The organism is Paenibacillus tyrphae (assembly GCF_000722545.1).
Taxonomy (GTDB): domain Bacteria; phylum Bacillota; class Bacilli; order Paenibacillales; family NBRC-103111; genus Paenibacillus_G; species Paenibacillus_G tyrfis.
The window spans coordinates 40,632-63,077 of the sequence record NZ_JNVM01000002.1 but is presented as its reverse complement, the minus strand read 5'-3'; the positions used below and the strand labels follow the sequence as shown (position 1 = coordinate 63,077).

Annotated in this window: 23 protein-coding genes; 15 read left to right on the top strand and 8 right to left on the bottom strand. The window is 47.8% G+C overall.

The window, feature by feature from the left end:
- Window positions 1–19 precede the first annotated feature (19 nt).
- Entirely contained in the window at window positions 20–928 is a 909-nt protein-coding gene (locus ET33_RS01025) for a hypothetical protein (protein WP_036675323.1), read from the top strand.
- On the opposite strand, the gene ET33_RS01020 is transcribed toward ET33_RS01025, so the two are convergent.
- The 4 genes from ET33_RS01020 to ET33_RS01005 are packed head-to-tail and all read right to left on the bottom strand — an operon-like array spanning window position 909 to window position 4,491.
- Window positions 909–1,997: a DUF418 domain-containing protein gene (locus ET33_RS01020; protein ID WP_081890147.1), complete on the bottom strand. Its 1,089-nt coding sequence runs from the start codon at window positions 1,995–1,997 to the stop codon at window positions 909–911. The genes ET33_RS01025 and ET33_RS01020 overlap by 20 nt on opposite strands.
- 57 nt (window positions 1,998–2,054) lie before the next feature.
- Window positions 2,055–3,068 (bottom strand): alpha/beta hydrolase family protein, encoded by a 1,014-nt coding sequence (locus tag ET33_RS01015; RefSeq protein WP_036675320.1) that lies wholly within the window; start codon window positions 3,066–3,068, stop codon window positions 2,055–2,057.
- Window positions 3,065–3,703 (bottom strand): GNAT family N-acetyltransferase, encoded by a 639-nt coding sequence (locus ET33_RS01010; protein ID WP_036675318.1) that lies wholly within the window; start codon window positions 3,701–3,703, stop codon window positions 3,065–3,067. The genes ET33_RS01015 and ET33_RS01010 overlap by 4 nt, the downstream gene beginning before the upstream one ends.
- A complete protein-coding gene (locus ET33_RS01005) occupies window positions 3,700–4,491 on the bottom strand; it encodes a MerR family transcriptional regulator (protein ID WP_036675315.1) in 792 nt (263 codons plus the stop codon). The genes ET33_RS01010 and ET33_RS01005 overlap by 4 nt, the downstream gene beginning before the upstream one ends.
- A gap of 166 nt (window positions 4,492–4,657) precedes the next feature.
- Here ET33_RS01005 and ET33_RS01000 point away from each other — a divergent pair, with 166 nt between their 5' ends.
- Entirely contained in the window at window positions 4,658–5,833 is a 1,176-nt protein-coding gene (locus tag ET33_RS01000; protein ID WP_036675312.1) for a DUF4272 domain-containing protein, read from the top strand.
- Between the two features lie 206 nt (window positions 5,834–6,039).
- On the opposite strand, the gene ET33_RS00995 is transcribed toward ET33_RS01000, so the two are convergent.
- Window positions 6,040–6,675: a class I SAM-dependent methyltransferase gene (locus ET33_RS00995; protein WP_036675310.1), complete on the bottom strand. Its 636-nt coding sequence runs from the start codon at window positions 6,673–6,675 to the stop codon at window positions 6,040–6,042.
- 117 nt (window positions 6,676–6,792) lie between these two features.
- On the opposite strand from ET33_RS00995, the gene ET33_RS00990 reads away from it, so the two are divergent.
- Window positions 6,793–7,341: a hypothetical protein gene (locus ET33_RS00990; RefSeq protein WP_235206611.1), complete on the top strand. Its 549-nt coding sequence runs from the start codon at window positions 6,793–6,795 to the stop codon at window positions 7,339–7,341.
- A 33-nt stretch (window positions 7,342–7,374) separates the two neighbouring features.
- On the opposite strand, the gene ET33_RS00985 is transcribed toward ET33_RS00990, so the two are convergent.
- Window positions 7,375–8,283 carry a LysR family transcriptional regulator gene (locus ET33_RS00985; RefSeq protein ID WP_051775013.1) on the bottom strand — a complete coding sequence of 303 codons (909 nt, stop codon included), beginning with the start codon at window positions 8,281–8,283 and terminating at the stop codon, window positions 7,375–7,377.
- A 204-nt stretch (window positions 8,284–8,487) separates the two neighbouring features.
- Between ET33_RS00985 and ET33_RS00980 the strand changes: the two genes are divergently transcribed.
- The 6 genes from ET33_RS00980 (at window position 8,488) to ET33_RS00955 (ending at window position 16,462) form a co-directional block, all read left to right on the top strand.
- On the top strand, window positions 8,488–11,670 hold the full coding sequence (locus ET33_RS00980) for a bifunctional cytochrome P450/NADPH--P450 reductase (protein WP_036675308.1): 3,183 nt from the start codon (window positions 8,488–8,490) through the stop codon (window positions 11,668–11,670).
- Window positions 11,671–11,800: 130 nt separating this feature from the next.
- Complete coding sequence (locus ET33_RS00975) at window positions 11,801–12,523, top strand: YebC/PmpR family DNA-binding transcriptional regulator (protein WP_036675306.1); 723 nt, start codon at window positions 11,801–11,803, stop codon at window positions 12,521–12,523.
- 212 nt (window positions 12,524–12,735) lie between these two features.
- Window positions 12,736–13,509, top strand: a complete 774-nt coding sequence (fabG, locus tag ET33_RS00970; RefSeq protein WP_036675304.1) for a 3-oxoacyl-ACP reductase FabG — start codon at window positions 12,736–12,738, stop codon at window positions 13,507–13,509.
- Between the two features lie 234 nt (window positions 13,510–13,743).
- Window positions 13,744–14,568 carry a MerR family transcriptional regulator gene (locus tag ET33_RS00965; protein ID WP_036675301.1) on the top strand — a complete coding sequence of 275 codons (825 nt, stop codon included), beginning with the start codon at window positions 13,744–13,746 and terminating at the stop codon, window positions 14,566–14,568.
- 13 nt (window positions 14,569–14,581) lie between these two features.
- Entirely contained in the window at window positions 14,582–15,604 is a 1,023-nt protein-coding gene (locus ET33_RS00960) for a serine hydrolase domain-containing protein (RefSeq protein WP_036675298.1), read from the top strand.
- 93 nt (window positions 15,605–15,697) lie between these two features.
- The gene (locus tag ET33_RS00955; RefSeq protein ID WP_036675295.1) at window positions 15,698–16,462 is read left to right on the top strand and encodes an SDR family oxidoreductase; all 765 of its coding nucleotides are present in this window, start codon (window positions 15,698–15,700) and stop codon (window positions 16,460–16,462) included.
- Window positions 16,463–16,539: 77 nt separating this feature from the next.
- Here the strand turns inward: ET33_RS00955 and ET33_RS00950 are convergent, their stop codons facing one another.
- Complete coding sequence (locus ET33_RS00950; protein WP_036675293.1) at window positions 16,540–17,199, bottom strand: DUF4386 domain-containing protein; 660 nt, start codon at window positions 17,197–17,199, stop codon at window positions 16,540–16,542.
- Window positions 17,200–17,508: 309 nt separating this feature from the next.
- On the opposite strand from ET33_RS00950, the gene ET33_RS00945 reads away from it, so the two are divergent.
- The 4 genes from ET33_RS00945 to ET33_RS00930 all read left to right on the top strand — a co-directional run bounded on the left by ET33_RS00945 (window position 17,509) and on the right by ET33_RS00930 (window position 19,938).
- A complete protein-coding gene (locus ET33_RS00945; protein WP_036675290.1) occupies window positions 17,509–17,937 on the top strand; it encodes a hypothetical protein in 429 nt (142 codons plus the stop codon).
- A 102-nt stretch (window positions 17,938–18,039) separates the two neighbouring features.
- Window positions 18,040–18,450: a hypothetical protein gene (locus tag ET33_RS39140; RefSeq protein ID WP_036675288.1), complete on the top strand. Its 411-nt coding sequence runs from the start codon at window positions 18,040–18,042 to the stop codon at window positions 18,448–18,450.
- A gap of 58 nt (window positions 18,451–18,508) precedes the next feature.
- Window positions 18,509–18,931, top strand: a complete 423-nt coding sequence (locus ET33_RS00935) for a tetratricopeptide repeat protein (protein ID WP_036675286.1) — start codon at window positions 18,509–18,511, stop codon at window positions 18,929–18,931.
- A 230-nt stretch (window positions 18,932–19,161) separates the two neighbouring features.
- Complete coding sequence (locus ET33_RS00930; protein WP_036675284.1) at window positions 19,162–19,938, top strand: methyltransferase domain-containing protein; 777 nt, start codon at window positions 19,162–19,164, stop codon at window positions 19,936–19,938.
- Here the strand turns inward: ET33_RS00930 and ET33_RS38840 are convergent.
- A complete protein-coding gene (locus ET33_RS38840; protein WP_161783517.1) occupies window positions 19,922–20,062 on the bottom strand; it encodes a hypothetical protein in 141 nt (46 codons plus the stop codon). The genes ET33_RS00930 and ET33_RS38840 overlap by 17 nt on opposite strands.
- Before the next feature lie 1,185 nt (window positions 20,063–21,247).
- Between ET33_RS38840 and ET33_RS00925 the strand changes: the two genes are divergently transcribed.
- On the top strand, window positions 21,248–21,979 hold the full coding sequence (locus ET33_RS00925) for a hypothetical protein (protein ID WP_235206609.1): 732 nt from the start codon (window positions 21,248–21,250) through the stop codon (window positions 21,977–21,979).
- Between the two features lie 54 nt (window positions 21,980–22,033).
- The gene (locus ET33_RS00920; RefSeq protein ID WP_036675280.1) at window positions 22,034–22,378 is read left to right on the top strand and encodes a hypothetical protein; all 345 of its coding nucleotides are present in this window, start codon (window positions 22,034–22,036) and stop codon (window positions 22,376–22,378) included.
- The last annotated feature ends 68 nt before the right edge of the window (window positions 22,379–22,446 follow it).

The window sequence follows — 22,446 nt, the reverse complement described above, 5'->3', positions numbered from 1 at the left end:
CGGAACGGAAGGTGTTTTTATGGTGGATATGGCACCAATTTTATTTACAATCCCTATTCATTTAAGAGAAAGAATGCGTATCAAGCCAGGAACTACACTTGAATATGAGGAGTTCGAGTCGGGTGTAGGCAAGCGTGTTAAGATAAATTTCAGACCAAAACAACCTTTTCTATTCGGAAACAACAATCAAGATGTTTATCGGGTTTCAGCACAGGGACAGATTGCCATTCCAAAGCATATGCTTGTCTATCTAGGAATTCAAAATAAGGATGAAATAGATGCCGAGCTTTATGCTAATGATTTAACTCTTATCCGAGGCCACCTCTTTCGATTTAAAGAAATTATTGAATCCAAAAGAAATGATTTCTTCATGAACAATAGTTTGGATCTTCTGATCGTCAGGTTCCATCAAGAATCCGATCAAGAGCATGAATCGACTCTATTTGTAGATAGTGCAACCTTCCTTGAATTAAGACACCTCTATTTCAAAATAAAATCGAAATTCGATCCAGAAAGTTCCAACCCATGGGTAGGCGTTCCGGAGAACCCGGACGGGAGTTTCAAGGGAATTTCAATCCATTATTCAACAAAGCCAGAAGCAGTAATCGTCCAGAAATGCATTTTTGAATTTTTGCCTAATCCGGTGACCCATCTTTGCCGTGAACGAATTCCTTTTAGCATACATGAATCCAAGATATCCTATGAGATGGATAATCTCCAACGAGTTGAGGAAATTCCTGTTTCTTCCCGGACGATTGCGGCCTTATTTCAGAGACACGGACATGAAGTTGGAGACTATCTTTCCGATAACGGATATAGGGTCTCGACGGTGAAATTACATACTAACGATCTGGTAATTATCGAGCAACGAGATTCGGTTGTCGTTCGCTTTTGGCCTTGCGACCGCCTCAGCAAAATTTTCTCATGATCAGCTCAATCGGACCTCGTTTCATCCATTTTCTCCACACCGCCGAAAAAACGATGGCGAGAATGAAATAAACGATCCCATATACCATAGCGATAGAAAGTTTGCCATTTTCTAAATAACCTACGGTCTCAATTAGCCCTAATCCGATTACAATGTGCCCGATATAATGGGATAACGATAATTGGCCGGTATGGATCACCGCCTGCATCAGAAGGGAATTCTCAAACTTTTCGACCACATAAACACTGATCGCAATAACGGCCAAGGCTGAACAAATGCCAGATAATACATACAGCATGTTGGGCGGCATCGGTTTAGTCCCAAAAAGATAATAGGCCGCTTTACCAAATGCAGGAGTGTTCCATTGGACCAAAACGAAAGAAATCGTTTCAAAAACAACCGTTCCCGACAGCGAATAGAGCAGTACCTTCGAGCGGTTTTCTTTATTCAGCCAACGCTTTCTGCCGATCCACAAGCCGATGAGGAAAAAGCTCAACCAAGGAAAGACAGGATGGAATCCGTTAAATAACAGATTGCGAGTGAATCCTTCTATCGTCCAAAAGCCTGTGTATTGCTTAAAACTCGAGTCCCACCCTTGGGTGTAATCGAATACGACTAAAAATAACTGCGATGTGAACAGAATCATCAAGAACAGACCGAGTATTTTATTGTCGGATACGGTGATCAAGACCGCAGCGGCAAGCATGAACACGGCATAATAATGCAAAATGTCGGCGCTCCAGCCCATTAGCAATAAAAGCACGCCAGCTATAAACAGGAAAGCGGCTCGCCGGTACAAGCTGTTCCGGCTTTGACGAATGAGCTCCTCGTTCATTGAATTTCGCGCTTTCGAGGTCATTAATGACACCCCGATGCCGGCCAGCACGACAAACAATGCGGATGCTCGTCCTTCAAACAAACCCGCTATCGATTGCAGCCATGCCGGTCCGCCACTCTCCGCCTGCATGGCAAGCTTATAGTTCACGATAATCATTCCGAAGATCGCCAAGGCTCTTGCAAAATCAAGGGCGGTTATCCGCTCTTTGGCTTGACTCATAGATTGACTCATACCACATCGTCTCCCTTTAACGCTTTACGTCGATTCATTTTGCAAACGCTCCAGCTATCATTTGTGTTTAGGTAGTTTCTTTAAAAATTGTTCGATTTGTTCCATATAACCTTGTATTGTGATTTGTCTAGGCGCGAAGAGGCTTATCCCTATTGCCCGAAGTTCCGAATCAGCCGTTTGCTTGCTTAACATGGAGTGTTCGGTATCTGGGAAGACCGCAACAGTCAGCAGCTCCGGTTTTACGGTATTGCGATAGACCCGCTCCGTTTCCTTCACATCGACATGTATATCTTCTTCGCCTAGAAGCAGGAGGACAGGTGAATGAAAGTGACGCAGATCATCGGTTGCATCGGACAAGAAGTTTTTGCCGACAAAGGACCATCGTTCTTTCGACATTAAACTATTTTTGCGAGCGATGTTTAGATACTCTTCATAGGAAGCATGTTTTTCTAAAAGCTGTAGCACTTGCTGATCATACGCCGCTTTGTCCTGAATCTCCGTTTCGGTACGACCATCTTTTTCCATCCTTTTACGGACATTATATTGCCCTTGGCTCACCCAGTTAATCGCAGGCGATACAAGAAGACTGAATGCGATCGGCTCCTTCTTGGCAAGCTTGGGAATGACCCATCCCGCCTGGCTCGCTCCCCAAACCCCAATCTGTTTCTCGTCAATCATCGGCTGTTTTTTTGCCCATGCCATGGCCTGACGCGCCTCTTCTACACGATCATCGATACTCTGATCCAACCAATTGCCTTCGGAGCCCCCAATGCCTCTTTTGTTGAGGGACAAAGAGGCGTAGCCAAGGGAAGCTAACCGCTCCCACAGCGGCTTATAACCATCGTCATGGGAAGCGTCAATGGGTCCGTCACCATGAATAAACAAGACGAGTCCGAGCTTGTCCTTGTAGTTTTTGGGCAGTACGAATGTGCCTGTCAATTTGCCTTCGGGTGTAGGGATCTCAATAGCCTGCTCAACTATGTTGAAACGGTTTTGTTCGAAAATAAAAAGCCCTGTGCCGCCGACTAGCAGCATGATGATCATCATTGAAATGATTATTTTCTTTTTCATAATTTCTCCTTTGAAAACCTCATTATCATATACTCCCATTTCATCTCTTTGAATAAAAGGTGCCATACTAAACTTTTCGTTTGTGAATGAGTATGGAAGGATAACTGCTCGTATAGATGCTTCGCCCGCGGGTTTTTACCTGAGACGTACAAACTCAGCCTATCGAGGCTTTGCTTCGTTTCCGCAAAATATTGACCCCATTGCAATAGCAGCTTTCCAACTCCTTTGCCTTGATGGTCCGGATGGACAACAACTTCCGAAATGTAACATTCTCCTGCTTCTGGTTTATGGTCGAAGAAATATAAACCGAACCGCATTTTAAGCAGATTCCATGTTCCAAACCGATTGAAGTTCTTCCACGAAGGAAGCTTTTGCTTTTGCTTCATCGCAGATTCGGATTTCCATTTGACGGATATGGTTCCGATCACTTCTCCATCCTGCGTGGCGACCATTCGTTGACTTACCGGGTCGGGGGGAAAATGGTCAAGAAGCTTTTCGAAAAAAAGAGCGAGCTCGCCATCATTCATATTCGTCAGGTTTTGAAATTTTCCGCCAAACCCGAGAACAAGCAATCGGCCGACCTGTGGATTATACTTGGCCTGCATAGGTTCAAGCGTTATAGGTGCTGCCGTCATGTTCCATCTCTCCTTTCGGATTTTGCAGTCGGTTCGATTAAGGCCTGCAGTTCGTAGTGCAGCTTGTTTTCGCTAAATAGGGATAAATAAGATTTTTCAATGAGAATCAGAGGACCTGTGATGACATGAGATTGCGCAGCGGCATAGTCGTAAAACTGTTCAATCAACGGTTCAAGATCTTCATCTTCATTCACAAGGCTCTGTATGGAAAGGTAATCGCCACCGGGTAAAGACAAATCGCCCGGCGCCTGCGTTTCCAGGTATAAGGCAACGGTGCTCGAACCGTCGTATACATAATGAATGTCCGATTCGAACAAGTTCGGAACGCGCTTCGTCTGTTCCGCCAAACGTGCGGCATTAAGCTTCGTGTGCGAATCCATTTCAATCCAACGCGCTAGATAAGTGGCATCTCGCCGCTTGATTTGGTATGGATTGGGCTGCGAGCTGGAGCTTTGTTGTTCACGCAAAACTTTTTTGATAAACTGCTGAAGCTCTTGGAGCCGCTGCAGCTCCGCATCGATTTCCCGCAGGGAATGCTGAAGAAGCTGGCGATATCGATCCGCGGAATAGGAAGTCATACAATCTTTTATGGACTGAACAGGCACTCTCAGCTTGCGAAGCAACAGAATATGGGCTAGCTGATAAACTTGATCCATGCTGTACATTCTGTACTGATTATGATCCGTGTAAGCAGGTTGAAGGACTCCTTTTTCTTCAAAATATCGAATTTGATGAACAGACACGTTCATAAGCTTGGCTAATTCACTTATCGTAATTTCACTTTTCATGAGTTCACTCCTAGGAATGAGGCTTGGAATAACTTAACGATACACCTTAGGTCAGACCTAAGGTCAAGTGTTTAAACTAAAATAATCTTTACTATCTATTGAACTCGATGCTCTTATAGAGTAAATTCAAACATAGGCAAAAGATGGATCTGAGGAGGAGCACACCTTGAAACACTTCACGATATTCGCATCGAGGAACGACATCAATGATATCGAAACTACGATATCGGACGTATTTGCAAAAGGCTACGAAATTAAGAGAGACGACAATGATTATTTTCTGAAGTCCAAAACGCTATTCAGCAAACATAAAATAACGATAAGAGTCGCGTCCGAGGATACGAATCCCGATTATTTCGCTAACAATATTCCCGGGATGATGGGGTTCTACGATCGCATTCCGTTTGAAGACGAGAACCTCAAAGGATTGGTCATGACGCAAATATCCGTCTTAAATACGATGTTTGCCATCGAAACGGAAAAAGACATTACCGACGGGCAACTGCAATTATTTACGGGGCTGCTGTCGCGAATCGGAGGAATCGGCTTTTTGCCGAACGGAATTCTGCTTGATCAAGCGGGAGAGGTTATTGTGTATCCCGACGGGACATCGGGCCCGTCCAACTTCAGGCCTCACGCCTGCACCAGAAAGGTACTCGGTCCTGAAATCACATCCGAGGAAGGCGAACAACGAAAAAGCAAGACCATCGCCTATTTAAGTGAAAGAGGGATTCCGTTTATTCACGGACTGCCGCAGCTTCCGCGCTTGAAACAATGCCAGTTTAAAACGAAAGAAGACATCGCAAGAAGAGCGGTCTCCTTATTAATCGTCATCCAATACGCTTGCGACGTGGCGCAGGGCGAAGATATTCAGGGGTCGAGAGATTTTTTCACCGGCATGCTGCAAAAATTTGGCGTGGAAAAGTATCTCTCGGAGAACGAAAAAGAGCTATTGCAGGATGATGAGCCGGCTAGGGAAGAGGCGATTAATATTTCCTGGCAATATGAAGCGTACTGGGCGTTGATTTGGGCACTGGGTCTTGTGGAGACGCTTGATTTTCCCGATCAAGTATGCGACTGTGACTATGCGATTAAGGTCGTTTCCAACTGCGAAACGTTCGAACAATTCGTTCTCAAAACCGCGATGCGCAGCGAGGAAGAGATTATGGATGAGGCTGACAAAATTTATCGGCTTCACTGGGCGTGCGTCAACAGCCGAATCAAAGGGGAAGAAGCTCCGGCCGGCATGAATGAAAGCATCGTCTTAGAAAGACGCCGGGGATTGTTCTGGATCATAGGTCACCGCGATGAAGCGTGGGATCATATTTCGATGGATACCTAGAATCAAATTGGCGGTATAGGCGACTGCCTGCGAAACCAACTCAATCTCACATCTGCAGGTTTGCTGTTTTTTTCATTCCAGCAATCCTAATTTTTCGTATATCGTTGCCGAAACGGCCAATAACCTCCCATCCCGCTTGACGAAAGCGTGACGGGAGGTTTTGTTGTTTTTGGAAAAGCATAGAGGAAGGCGTACCGTTAACAATTTCAAAAATTATGGTACTCACGGCGCAAATCCGCCGCATGATTCGGCTCGGGAAGGACTCCACGGCTCATCTGCTCCAGCTCATCGTTCGATACAGGCTCCTTAATGACAACGAAATGGTACATGATCTCCTGCACGACATTGGCTTGCAGCGTTTTCAAGACTTCCAACTCCTCAAACTCATAGAGCGGTGGGACAAAAGGCACCTGATAAAACAGCTCCATGCGCAGCAGACGAAAGTCGTAGGGCGGAGGCGTTTCCGGCCAATAAGCGTACAGCTCAGGACAAACAGCTCCCTGGGAAGGCTGAAAGAAGGAAGCGGTAAGATAGCGAGGCGTATACTCGTCAAATTTGTGCTTGAGCGATGGATTGGATACATGAGCAAAGCTATGAGCGTAAGGAGCCAAAATACAGACTATGGCTCTATGAATACACAATCGGTATAACTCTGCCATGAGGGCTTCAAAGTTATGAACATAGGGGAGGGAGCGGCTGGCCATGACGAATTCGACACAATTATCGGGGAGGGGAAGGGGGCCATTCAAATCGCACACCATATCGACTCCGGGAAGAACTCTGTTATCGATTCCCCAAAAGCCCGGATGCTTGTTCAGGCCGCAGCCAATATCGATTTTCATCCAGATCACTCTCCGATACGAGAACTTGTTGGAGGACGGCTCCGAATACATGTGTGTAACGGATTAAACGTTACCCTATTGTACGTTTGCACTTCATGAGCCGTATGGATGATTATCATGAATAGCAAGATTCATCTGCGAAAAAGCATACGTAGCGAGATCCTGAAGTTTGACCGTCGATTCGCGTCGCATCTCGCCGTACACGTGCTCGATCCGAGTACGCTCGCTTACGGGCTGAGCGACTCGCCAGCAGGCATGCTTGCATGGATTCTGGAACGGTGGGCAAAATGGAGCGACAATGACGGAAACGTCGAGCATGTTTTTTCGAAGGACGATTTACTTACACGCGCGACGATTTTCTGGGTGAACAACGCCATCAAAACATCCATACGCGTCTACGCGAACGCCAACCGTTACCCGTGGACACCGTCTCATGACCGATGGCCGGTTATAGAAGCGCCTACCGGCATCACTTTCGTAGGCTATGAGAATCCGCCAGGCATTTCGACCGAAAAGCGGGTTCGGCACTTTCTGGACAGCGACCGCGCCTCCTGGTACAACCATGTCAATATCGCCGTTCACGACCGCGGCGGTCACTTCATCCCCTGGGAAATTCCGGACCGGTGGGTTGAAGACTTGCGCCGCACCTTTCGGGGACGCAGATAAGCGATTATCTCACATCCTCTATGGACATCCGTTTCAAAAGACGGGATGTCCATTTTTTTCATCCCAAGTTCGCTGAATCGCGAAGCTATAGAAGGTATGCGCGGCTGTGGGCAGATAACGGCCCATGATTCTCGATATCCCGGTAGTCATGGTGCAGTGGGGCTCGGTCATGGTCAGAACATGAAGCCGATCCTTTAATAGTTCAGAGAACTTTTCCCAAAGAGGCTTAGGGATAAACGAGATGCCTAGACCGAGACTCACCATTTCTCCGATGACAACGGAATCGTTTCCCTCGAACGAAATTTTGGGAGCAAAACCGGCTTGCTGACAAAGCTTTTCAAGCCAATTCGACGAATCGTAGCTCATGTTGCTGCTAATAAATCTTTCGCCGGCGACTTCGATCAGCCGTGTTTCTTGACGCTGCACAAAGCGTTCTTCTCTTGGCACCAGCAATAATAACTCTTCCGAAAATAAAGGGTCCCATTGGATATCAGGGCCTTCTATCGGCTCGGAAGTAATGCACATGTCGATCTCGCCTTTTTCCAGAAGTTGGTACATATTGATATCGCTTCGCAAATACTGACGTATTCGGATATCCGGGTATTGACGCAGAAAAGCCGATACCAGACTTGGAAATAAACTAACGTTTGTGGTAGCGATGGAGACCGAAAGATTTTCGATCCGGGCCATGTCATTGATTTTCTTCTTGGCTTGATCCAGCTCCAGAAACGACCGCTCCAAGTGGGCAAGAAAAATCTCGCCATAGGGATTAAGCCGAATATGACGTCCTTTTCTTTCAAATAGGGGAACGCCGATGTCCTCTTCCAATCGGGAGATCGTTCTGCTCAGCGCCGGTTGAGTAATGTTTAATTCCTCGGCTGCCTGTGTCATGTGCTCCAAACGAGCTACGGTTTGAAAATAGCGAAGCTGCTGCAGTTCCATTGCCTTACCCCATTCATTATTTCAATGTAATCAATTGATGTTCAATTATATATTGGATATTATGGATCGCTGCGGTTAAAATAAACCCATACTTTCGAATAAGTTTTCGAAGGTTAAGGTAATTTTTGTTGCCGATGTTGGGGAATATTAGGTTAGTAAGAGATTGCAGCGTACCGGTTAACTCTAAAAGAGGGAGGTTTCTTTATGGAAAATCTGATACCGATCCCCCAGCCCAAAACCTATGGCGTTCTAGGGAATATTCCGTTAATAGATAAGGATTCGCCTACTTTATCGTTCTGTAAACTTGCTGACGAGTACGGTCCTATATTCCGCTTCGAGGCATTGGGAAGATCCGTTTATATCATATCCGGACCCGACTTGGTGGCCGATGTATGCGATGAATCGCGTTTTGACAAAGCGATAGGGCACTTGCTGAAAGTACGCGATTTTGCCGGAGACGGACTCTTCACCAGTCTGACGGAAGAGCCGAATTGGAAAAAGGCGCATGCGATTCTGATGCCTTCCTTTAGCCTTCAAGCCATGAAGGGGTATCATGATATGATGGTGGATATCGCTGTGCAGCTTGTCCAAAAATGGGCGCGCCTTAATCCGGATGAAAGCATCGACGTTCCGGACGATATGACACGGCTGACCCTGGATACCATTGGCTTGTGCGGATTTAACTATCGTTTCAACAGCTACTACAGAGAAACGCCAAATCCTTTTATTGTCAGTATGGTTCGCTCCTTGGATGAAGCGATGCATTACGGAAACAGGCTGCCGATTCAAAACATGATGATGGTCAAAACTAAACGCCAGTACGAGAGCGATATTCAATCGATGTTCTCCTTGGTCGATAAAATCATCGCCGAACGCAAAGCAAAAGGGGACCAGGGAGAAACCGATTTGCTCGCTAGAATGCTGACCGCCAAAGATCCCGAGACCGGTCAACAACTGGACGATCAAAATATTCGATACCAAATTATCACGTTCCTGATTGCCGGTCATGAAACCACTAGCGGACTACTGTCATTTACGATTTACTTTTTATTAAAACATCCGGAAGTATTAAAAAAGGCTTACGCCGAAGTGGATGAAGTGCTTACAGGCACAACGCCAACGTACGAACAAGTTCTGAAGCTGAAATATATCCGAATGATTTTAAATGAGTCTTTGCGTCTATGGCCGACCGCTCCCCAATTTAGCCTGTTCGCCAAGGAAGACACCGTCATTGGAGGAAAGTATCCGATTAAGAAAGGCGAAGCCGTTTCCATTGTGTTGCCCAAGCTTCACCGGGATAAAGGGGTATGGGGGGACGATGCGGAGCAATTTCGGCCGGAACGGTTTGAAGACCCTGCCAAAATACCGAACCATGCCTATAAACCGTTCGGGAATGGGCAACGAGCCTGTATCGGCATGCAGTTTGCGCTTCACGAAGCGACTTTGGTGCTCGGGATGATCCTTCAGCAATTTCAATTGCTCGATCCTTTGAACTACCAGTTGAAAGTCAAACAAACGCTGACGCTGAAGCCGGACGATTTCAAGATCCGTGTTCAATTGCGAGATAAGAAAGTAACCGCTGCATATCCCGACAAACCGGGAGAAGTCCTTGCTCAGGCTCCAAGCCCTGAAAAACAAGCGCAGCAAGCTTCCGTCATCGGAGTGAACAACAGACCGCTGCTTGTGCTTTACGGCTCCAATATGGGAACAGCAGAACGTATAGCCAAAGAACTGGCGGACCTCGCCCGTCTGCACGGCATCCGAAGTGAAGCCGCGGCACTGAACGATCGGTTGGGCCATTTGCCGAAGGAAGGCGCTTTAATCATCGTCACCTCTTCTTATAACGGCAAACCGCCGGGCAATGCGCGACAGTTCGTTCAATGGCTGGAACAGGTGGAAGCGGGCGAGCTTAACGGAGTGCACTATTCCGTATTTGGCTGCGGGGACCATAACTGGGCCTCGACGTATCAGGATGTGCCGAGATTCATCGATGAACAGCTCGCTGAAAAAGGAGCGACAAGGTTCTCCCTTCGCGGAGAGGCTGATGCGAGCGGCGACTTCGAAAAGCAGTTTGAAGCATGGAAAAGTCAAATGTGGACCGATGCGATGAAGACGTTCGATTTAAAACTGAACGAAAATGCGGAAAAAGAACGGAGCACCCTGAACATTCAGTTTGTCAGCGGCTTTGCCGAGACGCCTCTCGCTCAATCGTACGATGCGGTTCACGCGACAATCGTGGAAAACCGCGAGCTCCAGCAGCCTGACAGCGGACGCAGCACGCGGCATATCGAGATCGAATTGCCGGAGGAAGTTACGTATCAAGAGGGCGATCACCTTGGCGTCTTTCCAAGCAACAGAATAGAGAATGTCGGCCGCATTCTGCGACGGTTCGGTTTGAGTGAGAAAGATCAAGTGATTTTGACGGCAAGCGGAGTTAGCGCCTCCCATCTGCCTTTAGACCGGCCTGTATCGCTTTTGGACCTGCTTAGCCATAATGTGGAGCTGCAGGAGGCGGCAACGCGAGCCCAGATCCGCGAGGTCGCCGCTTTTACAGTTTGTCCTCCGCATAAGCGCGAATTGGAAGCTTTGTTAGAGGAGGGGACCTACGAAGAGCAGATCTTGAAGAAACGGATCACGATGCTTGATCTTGTTGAAAAATACGAAGCCTGCGAAATTCCGTTTGAGAAGCTTTTGGAGCTGTTGCCTCCGCTCAAACCCAGATATTATTCGATATCCAGTTCTCCCCGGATGAACGCAGACCGGGCCAGCATTACGGTAGGCATCGTCCGCAGTCCGGCTTGGAGCGGGCAAGGGGAATATGTCGGAGTCGCTTCGAATTACTTGGCAGATCGCAAGTCGGGAGACGACATCGTCATGTTCGTCCGCACGCCGGAATCCGGCTTCCAGCTCCCGGAAGATCCACAGACTCCCGTGATTATGGTAGGGCCGGGGACGGGGGTAGCGCCATTCCGTGGATTCCTGCAGGCTCGAGCGCAGCTAAAGCGGGAAGGACAATCGCTGGGCGAAGCCCATCTTTATTTCGGCTGCAGGAACGAAGCGGATTATATTTACCGCGAAGAGCTTGATCAATACGAAAGAGACGGCGTGGTTACGCTTCATACGGCGTTTTCCCGTAAGGAAGACGTGCCTAAAACTTACGTACAGCATTTGATGGCGAACAATGCAGCGGAGCTAATCCGCATTCTTGACGCTGGAGGACGGCTTTACGTGTGTGGAGATGGCAGTAAAATGGCACCCGATGTCGAAAGCGAGCTGCAGAAAGCTTACCAGGCCGTCCATGGGGTTGAACAACAAGAAGCGGAAAAATGGTTGGAGCATCTTCAGTCAAATGGCAGCTATGCCAAAGATGTCTGGGCAGGGATCTAAATCTTATAAAAAAAGTCGCATATTGCGGCTTTTTTTCAATTCCAAGATGCGCTAAACTTGTCCAAATACCGCTTTATTCAATATAATAGGGTGAGGATAAAAAAATAAGAAAGAGAAAGCGGGTACCAGTATGGGACGTAAGTGGAATAATATTAAAGAGAAAAAAGCATCGAAGGACGCCAGCACGAGCCGGGTCTATGCGAAGTTTGGAGTTGAGATTTATGTCGCGGCGAAGAAGGGTGAACCTGATCCGGAATCCAATCAAGCTTTAAAATTCGTGCTCGAACGAGCCAAAACATACAACGTACCGAAAGCGATCATCGACCGTGCGATTGAGAAGGCGAAAGGAAACTCGGAAGAGAGCTATACGGAACTTCGCTATGAAGGATTCGGTCCGAGCGGCGCCATGGTCATCGTCGATACGCTCACCAATAACGTAAACCGTACTGCCGCGGACGTGCGTTCGGCTTTCAATAAAAGCGGCGGAAGCATGGGAGTCAGCGGTTCTGTAACTTATATGTTCAGTCCGACGGCCGTCTTTGGGGTCGAGGGGAAGACATCCGACGAAGTTCTGGAGCTGTTGATGGAGGCAGATGTAGACGTTCGGGATATTGCAGAGGAAGAGGATTCGGTTATCGTCTATGCCGAGCCGGATCAGTTTCATGCCGTCCAATCCGCGTTCAAGCAGGCGGGCATTACGGAATTTATCGTGGCAGAACAGACGATGCTGGCGCAAAATTATGTGACTCTTTCGGGAGACGCTCTGGTGCAGTTCGAGAAATTGGTCGATGCTCTCGAGGATCTGGAGGATGTTCAGCAGGTTTATCACAATGTGGAGCTGCCGGAAGAATAAAAGCTTGGTATGCATTTCTTTTCAGTGTAAGAACAGGATCTCATCAAAGACCGCGTAATTTGCGGTCTTTTTGTGTTACGAAATAAAGTTACTGTCCAGTCAGAGTGATTCCATCTATTGCCTCCGCATTTGGATTTGTAGTACGATCATATGGGAACCAAGTAATGGAAAAAATAGCAGTCCATACTTCAAGAGAACAGGAGTGTTATTGCATGCTGACACCACTGAAGGATAAGACGGTCGTCGTGACCGGAGCCAGCAAAGGAATCGGCAAAGGAATTGCCAGAACCTTCGCCGCAAAGGGAGCGAAGGTCGCCGTCGTCGCACGCAGCCTGACGACAGCGGAGGAAACGGTGGAGGAAATCCGGAAGAGCGGAGGCGTTGCTCATGCCTTTGAAGGCAATGTCGCCGATTTGGAGTCGATGAAGCGCGTGGCCGACGAGACGGCCAGTGTGTTCGGTGGGATTGACGTGCTGTGCGCCAATGCGGGGATTTTTCCGAATGCGCCGATTGAGGAGATGACCGGCGAGCAGTGGGATCAAGTGATGAACACGAATGCACGCGGGACGCTGTTTTCCCTTCAGGCCTGCTTGCCCTTCCTGAAGAAAGCGGAATACGGCCGGATCATCGTTACCTCTTCGATTACGGGGCCGGTCACCGGCTATGCCGGATGGTCGCACTACGGTGCAAGCAAAGCCGCGCAGCTTGGTTTCATGCGCAGTGCGGCACTTGAGCTCGCGCGTTACAACATTACGATTAACGCCGTTATGCCCGGCAACATCATGACGGAAGGGCTGGAAGGGCTCGGAGACCAATATTTGCAGGCGATGACGGCGTCCATTCCGCTCAAGCGGCTCGGAAGTGTCGAAGATATCGCTTACGCCGCTGTCTTTTTGGCTTCGAAGGAGGCTGGCTTTATTACAGGCCAAACGATCGTCGTCGATGGCGGGCAGATAATTCCGGAAAGTCTGGAAGCGATGGGGTAAACCCGAAGTCAGACACATGTCCTTATCTTTTGAAGAACGAACTCATTAATGTCACGACCGTTTATCGGTATTCCACCGGGAAGCGGTCGTTTTATTTTTCATGATTTTCGGGATTGCCGATGTGTCGGAGCTTACCACAAGCTTGCTTTTTGCGGTTGACTTTGCCCTTAGGGTAAGCTGTACAGTGAAGTGGAATCAAGTCCGTATCAAAATAGGAAGAATGGAGGTGACCTCTTGCTATCGATTGGAGAATTCTCGAAAATATGCGAAGTATCTACCAAAACGCTTCGGTACTATGAGGAAATCGGATTAATTCATCCCGACGAGATTAATCCTGAAAACGGCTATCGATATTATTCCATCGGGCAGCTAAAAAAGATGCTTTTTATCAACCGCCTGAAATCTTATCATTTTTCTCTGGAAGAAATCAAAGCCATTCTGGAATTGGAAGAGGACCAATCCGAGGAGAAGCTTGGTTCTGCCCTTCATCGCAAGAGAAGGGAAATTCAGGAAAGGCTGCATGCTATGGAATACACCCTAAACCAAATGAGCAATGACCTTTTAAACTTAGAGAAGGGCATCCCCATGATGTCATACCTTGACAGGATCGAAGTACAGCTTGTGGAAACCGAGCCAATGAATATTCTTTATACGCGTCAGATGTTGAGTCGCGATGACTATGCGGCAGGATATGGGAAATATTTTGGCAAACTCTATGAAAAGATTGCTGCGGAAAAACTCACCTTGCTCGGTACGCCAATGACGATTTATCACAGCCCAGAATACAATCCTGCCGGCAACGATACCGAGTTTGCCATTCCGATCAAGGAGCCTGTAAAAGGAACGAGAGATTTCCCCGGCGGCCTCTGCGCGAAGTCTGTGTTAAAGGGTTCCTATCCGGAATTGACATCGCTGTACGCCAAGCTCAGGGAATGGGTGGAAAACGAAGGGTATGCCTTGGTGAAATCCCCATATGAAGTCTATGTAACCGACCCCTATCAAGCCGCCGGTCCTGAGGATATGGTGACCGAGGTATATTTTCCCATAAAGAAAAAATAGAGAGGTGCCGATCATGCAAAGAAACTACTGGCCAACGACACAATGGCAAGTCTCAGACCCGGCGACCTTGGGTATGGACTCTGAAAAGCTTTCAGCGCTTGAACCCATGATAAAGTCCGAGTACAGCAATATCAACGGCATTGTTGTTGTGAGGAATGGATACATCGCTTATGAAAGCTACCATAATGGCTGTGGCCCAGACGATCTGCACCATGTGGCGTCTGTAACGAAAAGTATACTATCTGCCCTTATAGGTATTGCCATCGATGCGGGATATATTAAGAGTGTAGACCAGAAGGTGCTGGATTTTTTCCCCGAATATGCTCCCGATGCTGCCGATCGGCAAAAGCGCGAAATTACCATACGCCATCTTCTCACGATGACGGCTCCCTACCCATTTGAGGACTGGCACGAACCGCTGGACAAGATGTGCATGCAGCCCGACTGGGTAAAGTATACGCTGGATATGCTGGGCCAACAAGGAAGTATTGGAGCTTTTAAATATTCCACCGCAGGGGCGCACCTGCTGTCAGCCATCCTCACTCGCAGCACGGGAACAAGTGCCCGCGCGTTTGCCAATGAACGGTTATTTAAACCGATCGGCATGCAAGAAATCCCGGATTACGAAATGAAATCATTCGGGTTTGAGGATTTATTCGGGAAAAATGTGAAAGGGTGGGTTAACGACCCGAACGGCAATTCCACAGGAGGATGGGGACTTACATTAACTCCCCGCGATATGGCGCGTTTCGGTTTTCTATATCTGAACCGCGGCCATTGGGACAATCATCCGATTGTTTCTGAGGCGTGGATTGACGAATCAACCGCGATGAACCCCAATCACTACGGTTATTTATGGTGGTTACGCGAAGAGGACGGAGCTTCTGCATACTTAGCGCTAGGCGATGGCGGCAATGTCATCTGCTGCATTCCGGAAAAAGACTTGGTCGTAGCCATCGCATCGGAATTCCTCATTCATCCCCGTGATCGATGGACACTGATTAAGGAATGGATTATCCCGGCTGTCATAGACTAAAAAGCCTTCCCCTTGGAACCGAATTGAAGAGCAACATTTCAAATGATGTGTTGTGATATAACTATATTTGAATTCGGACAAGGAGATGAAGACATGAATAAGTTGGAAGGCAAAGTCGCTCTAGTAACCGGGGCGAGCAGGGGAATTGGCCGCAGCATCGCATTGCGTCTGGCACAAGAGGGAGCTTTTGTCGCTGTGCACTATGGAAAAAGACGAAGTGAAGCGGAGGCCGTCGTACAGCAGATCGAACAAAGCGGAGGGCGCGCTTGCGCGATTGGCGCGGACCTGAACACGCTCGATGGCGTACATGATTTATTCGCGGCTCTTGATGATGCCCTTAAGAAGCATACGGGCGGCAGCGAATTCGATATTCTTGTTAACAATGCCGGAATCGGGCAAATTATCAGCCTGGAGGAGACAACGGAGCAATCCTTTGACGAGGTGATGAAAATCAATGTCAAAGCGCCGCTTTTCGTCACCCAGCAAGCTTTGCCGCGTCTGAAAGACGGAGGAAGCATTATTAATATTTCATCTTTTGTGACGCGCGTAGCCTCCCCAAGCGTGTTCACCTACAGCATGTCAAAAGGAGCCATCGACACCTTTACTCGCCTTCTGGCCAAACAGCTTGGAAGCCGTAATATTACGGTTAACGCCATTCAGCCCGGAATCATTAACACGGAGATGAATGCCGGGACGCTGCAGAATCCTGAAGGGCAACAATATGCGGCGGGTCTTTCGACCTTCAACCGATGGGGAGAAACCGAGGATGTGGCGGATGTTGCCGCTTTTCTCGCTTCGTCGGACAGCCGATGGGTGACCGGTCAATTGCTCGATGTGAGCGGCGGGTCCCACCTGTAAAATCTCAGCGAATGATGAAAAATCACCAATCTCCTTTGTGGATTTGGTGATTTTTTAATTTTTACCTTTATTCAAGTTCATATTCTGGATGCGTCGAATCCTTTGACGATCAGCCACAGCGGCATCATGATCTCGAAAAGGGCTCCGGGAGCATACAGAACCATTCCATTATGACCCATTAGCTCTGCGATGGCGCTGGCTGACAACGATGCATATCCAATGAGGCCCAAGACGGATAGGAATCGCGGAATGAGTTTTGTCCGATACAACAAAGTACAGAACAAAAGGCTGTACAGGCCAAGTACAATCATGGCAAGCTGAAAGACCAAAAAGCTCCCTTCTGCTGCTAACGCTCCTACGGTGTGAAAAGAGGAATGAGCAGGGGCTCCGGCCTGGATATATTCTTGACTTACTCTGATCAGTACTAGCGGGCCGATTGTCCCAACGATAAGGAGCATAGCCTCAATCACCCGAAAACCAATGTAGCCTAAGGCGATTTTTTCATTATGCTTCTTTAAGATGGGGAACAATACGATTGCGATTCCGACAACAGCGACGGAATTTATGAGCTCAAGCAAGACTCCCAATATGACTTGATCCTTCTTTGAATAAACATCTTTGAGATAATCCGGAGCGCTCATGATAGATTCAATCATTGCATTTCCTGAAATATACGAAGCCGTTGCAATTAAAAATAATACGCCGACAATGACGGCAGACCTTCGATTCGCATCCATGTTTCCCTCCTCCGTAGGTTACAGCCTGCAAAATACTGGCCGAATTGAACTATTTCGCTCTCATTCACGTGCATTATATCCGCAATATGACTTGCCCTCATAGATACTAAAGTATGGATTAGAGGATCTTTTTGTGGGAAAAATAAGTAAATTGTCGTATTTAGTTTGTCTAGGACTTATAGTAGGATATATGGATTGTGAAACAAACCATAGAATATCAGGACGGTATAAAGTCAACCTTGTGACGACTGCATGTTCTGTTAACTACGCGGCGTGCAGCAAGGTATTCAACTGTGGGGGTTACGGGAAATGACGGAAGAGGTTTGGAGTTCGCCTATCGGTGATCTGCGCATCAACGAGAGCGATGACGGCGAAGTGTTCGCCCAGGGTCGATATGTAGTTTCAGGACATCCAGTGTTCTTCTCCATCAAGTTGCCCGCTCGCGGTCGCCTGGAAGAAGTCGATTTCGAGTTCATTCGCGTGAGGATCGCAGGGGTGGAGGCCTATACCGATGTGGCGAGGGACTTCTTGATCTCCGAGCTGGGCCTCGATCCCGAAGGGGAGGGCAAGGCGCCGTTGATTGCCAATCCGGAGTTCACGTTCTGGGGCGGCTTGGACTGGTCCATCTTGTTCGCCGAGGGGAGTCTGGATATCTGTGAGCCTTACGGTGTGCTGGTGAATTTCCACGATGCACGCATTGTTGGATTCGACGATCTTTCCGGCGCCGAAGAGGTCTGATTCCGGGGCGTCCGTATGTCGGGAATATCCGATACGATTGATAAGATCGTATAAATCCAAAGGAGTTGAAGACATGATCGTATTGTCTAGGAGAACCGGAACATGTTCGTAATCCATGCCTACCTTAAGAAGTCGTCAAATCCATACTCTTATGAACGTCTCGCCTCAGAGTTAGGCACCTATTTTGATTTTGAAACAAAGAATGGTCTGAAAATAGGAACATCAACGAATCCGTTCACGAAACAAAAATATGCGATTCTTAATTGGCCAGGATGGAATTTTACGGCACACTTTGAAACGGGCCGCAATGTAGAAGCAGATGCAAATTATGTTGCAAGCGTCGTCGAAGATTGCCCGCCTGAAATCAAAGATTGCACAGAGCGCATTCGCTTTGTATTCTCGTCTGATGAGAGACGAGATTTCACGGATCATATCATTTGGGCGATAGACTATTTATTGGAGATACCAAACGCAATCATTTTTGATGAAAGTCAAGAAACGATCATTCGTTAAAGGGCAACGAGCAAAGTTTTTAACATGGATCGAATCAAATAGGAAAGGAGCGATAGCAGTGCAACTTTCAGATTCCACCTATTCCGAAATTACTGCTCTGTCTAAACAAGGCGATGATTTGGTGAAGGCGGGCGATCTTGAGGCGGGCAAGCATAAGTATGTTACGGCTCTCCGCTTATTGCCGGAAAATCATCGAGAATGGGAGGCCGCTACGTGGTTATACGTGGCTATTGGGGATGTTCATTTTCGAATGAATAATTACGATAAAGCATTCAAGTGCTTTTTTAATGCGGTACAGTGTCCGAAGGGGTTGGGCAATCCCTATATTCATCTTCGGCTAGGGCAGTTGTATTATGAACAGGACAACCTAGAGAAGGCGACAGACGAGCTAACTCGGGCTTACATGGGTGCAGGTATTTCCATTTTTATGGAAGACGACCCAAAGTATCTTGAATTTTTGGAGACAAAAATAGACGTTTAAGAGTGCTTATCTCATTTATTGCCGCGTAAAATCGCGGCTTTTTTTTGTTTTATGAGATGCGGTTGTTGTCATGATCGAATGGCAACAAGCGTATCCCATTGCCGACAAAGCGTGCAGGATGCCTCACATTGATATTCGAAACGTTGTCAAGCGGCGTCATCGAAAAGCTTCTTGACAGGTCTCGGTATTGTAGTTATCATAGACACATTAAGTCTACGAATGGAGTGGAGATGATGAAGTTCGAAAGCGACCGTCACTGGAACTCGAAAGTATATGATGATAAACAAGCTTTTGCCGACAAGCCGGGAGTCGGGCTCTTGACCTTGCTGCAGCCCCGGTCGGGGGAGCGAATCTTGGACGTGGGCTGCGGGAATGGGAACTTGACGGCCGAGATCGCAGCCGCTGGAGCGATCCCCACAGGCATCGACCTGTCGGAGGAGATGGTTAGGCAGGCCAGACAGAAACACCCTGAACTGAATTTTCAGGTGGAAAACGCTTGTCATTACCGGATAGATGTCCGCTTTGACGCTGTGTTCTCCAATGCAGCTTTGCATTGGATCAAGGATGCTTCCGCCGTTGCCAGCTCCATCTGGCTGGCGCTTCGGGATGGCGGCCGATTCGTTGCCGAATTCGCCGGCAGCGGCAATGTCGCCGTGCTGACCGCCGCCATGGAGCAGGAGCTGGAGACGCATGGTTATACGTGGGCAGGGCGGAATCCGTGGTATTTTCCCACCATTGGCGAATACGCCAGCCTGCTAGAGCAGACCGGCTTCCGGGTCAAGTGGGCTCAGCATTTCGACAGCCCAAGTCCGCTCAAAGGAGAGACAGGGCTCCGGAACTGGCTGGACAAGTTCGCCGATTATTTCTTCCCGGACGTCAGCCCAGCAGACAAAGCGTCGATCTACAGCGCCATTGAGGCAAGGGTTAAGCCACACTTTGACAGGGGAGGTCAATGGATGATCGACACCCGCCGATTGCGTATCATAGCCATCAAGCCACCCGCTTGAGAAGATAAACAGCCTTGGCTGAGAATGATCGTGCGAAAATCAGATAGGTTGCCCTAATCGCATAACTTACCATGAAAATAAATTCAGCCAAATCTGCCTCAGGATTACCAATCGAGGCATTCATCCTTGACCTTCTGAAGTCATATTCAGTCAATGAACCAGTCCTTTAAAGGGGCCGGTGATCTGCGACCCATAAGATGGACACTTTGACAAAAGCGACCATCTTATGGGTCGTTTGTATTTTGATTCGAAAGAAAGCATCTCATATTTGCCTGTATGTAAGGTTGCTCTTCGGATAATCGGCGCCTACATTCAGAATCGACAATAGCAGGAAAAGAACTAGGACATCCGCCGTGTTTAATGAGATCATATTTGAATCATCAGGACATTACTCCTATTCGAAAGCGGCGTTAAATCTATCAAAGGATGAGTCAATCCACAGCATTCGACAGACGGTTGTCTAAAAAATCAACCTTGCCCATCCACCTTTCGGTTGATACGCTTTTTCGAAAGGGTGGGGTATGATGGAATTGAAGTGAAGAAAAGTAAAAAATGTAAGTGAAGCAGCGGCCGAAAAGGGACTTGCTCTTGGTTTTCGCACGGAATCGAAGCTAATGAATGATCGCGAATCGGCGGGACATAATTCGCATAAATCAGCAACTATGTTATAATATTCGACAAAATAAACCTCTATAAATTTCCAATCATGTATGATATTCTCTAAAAACGGCTACTGTTCGTCATTATGCGATTAAAGTAGCTTGGGCCCAGGCGCATGGGAGAACCGATCTGGTATGCCGGATGAGAGCCGTCAGATACGAAGGACGGTATCAACCAAAAGAAGCTGCTGCAAGAAATCGGCTGGCTGCATGCAAACCCGATATCGGAAGCGCTTCCACAAGAGCTTTGAGCTGGCCGGATCGCCGAGTTCTGCGGTTATTCGACACTGGAAATAAATCGTCGTGTTCCTAAATCAATCAAGGTTTTCTATGCCGCAGCTGCTTTGCGTGTTTTCCATCCGCAATTCGATCTGGGCCGTAAGGCCTTGTTTCAACCGACATATGCTGCCAATTATTTATACGCTCCAAACCTGATAAACCTGTTGACATCATCGGCTTTTTCCTATATGCAGGAGCGTTGAAGTTGAATAGATTGCATGATTGGCTTGTTATCCAAAGCCCCTTCCATCCGTACACCTCGTTTTTACATAACCGGTCTACCTAATCCATCTATTATGAAACCAATGAGAGGAGTCATGGTCATGGCGCAAATTATTCCAAGTTTAGAGTTAAAATGGGGGTTCCCGTATATGTCTCCTAATGGAACCGAGCCTTCGCCTTATCTGTATCAAATCAACCTGGATCATGAAGTGGGGCCGGGCATTCTATTCCACGATTGTCTGGTGAAAATCGCCAACGCTCACAAGGGACACCAAAAGGGGAGCATCTATTCCTGCTACGGAAGCTGGATCGGCGCAGGCGTCGTCTGGCTCATGTACCCGATGAATGAAGCCGACGAACGCGAAAAGGCCCTTTCTGACGAGCAAATTTTGTGTGAGGCATTAGGGGAAGAGGAAGGCAAGCAGACGATCGAGGCGTTCCGCTCTACGTTAATTTCGGACGAGCGCAAGCTTCTGAAATATTTGCCGTCGGCCAGCAATCCTTCTTCCCAGAAAGAAGAAACGCCATTGGAATATATTTATTACGCTGTCGTCCAACTGAACGAGAAAGCCGGCACGGCCGAGTATCAAGAGCTGATCTCCAAGGCCATCCAAGCCCACAATCAGCACGGTCAAGGGTTAAAATGGGTTGCCTATGCCGAGGAGGGGACGGATTCCCGTAAAGTCCATCTGTTTGTGCCGATGAGAAAATTCAATGCAATGGATCATTGGCAGGGACTGGGAGACATCTTGAACGTATTCGGGAGCGAAGAAGCCAAGACGATTCGCGACTCGCTTTTGTCCGGCGTGGAGGACTACAAATCGAATTTGATGACTTTCGTGCCCAGCTGCGACAATTCCGGCTGCGAATTCGTCGAGTAGCTCATCGAAAAAGCAAGACCAACAATTTGATCCCTTATAAAGGAGCTGTTCACCATGGAACAATTTTTGTATCACTTGGATTTCTATATTATTCCGAGCAAAACATCGCAATTTGAAGAAAATATCACCAAAATTTTGGTAGCTCACCATAACCATGCCAAAGGCCTGGGGCATCGGATGACGTTTTACCGGACCTTCGTAGGTGGTGATGACGTGCTGTCGCTGACCATTCCGATGGAGACGCTCGGCGACATGGATCTGTGGATGCATACCCCCGAAATTGTTATCGAATATTTCGGTCCGGAGGAAGGCATCCGCATCTTGAACGATTATTCGTCAGCGATGAAAGTATGGAAGAGCCGAATTACGAAACGCTTCGATTTCAATTTAGCGATTTAACCCGATGCTGCCACCGGTGAATTGTATTCAGCGGTGGCGGTACCTTATTCTCTGTAGGATACTTATCT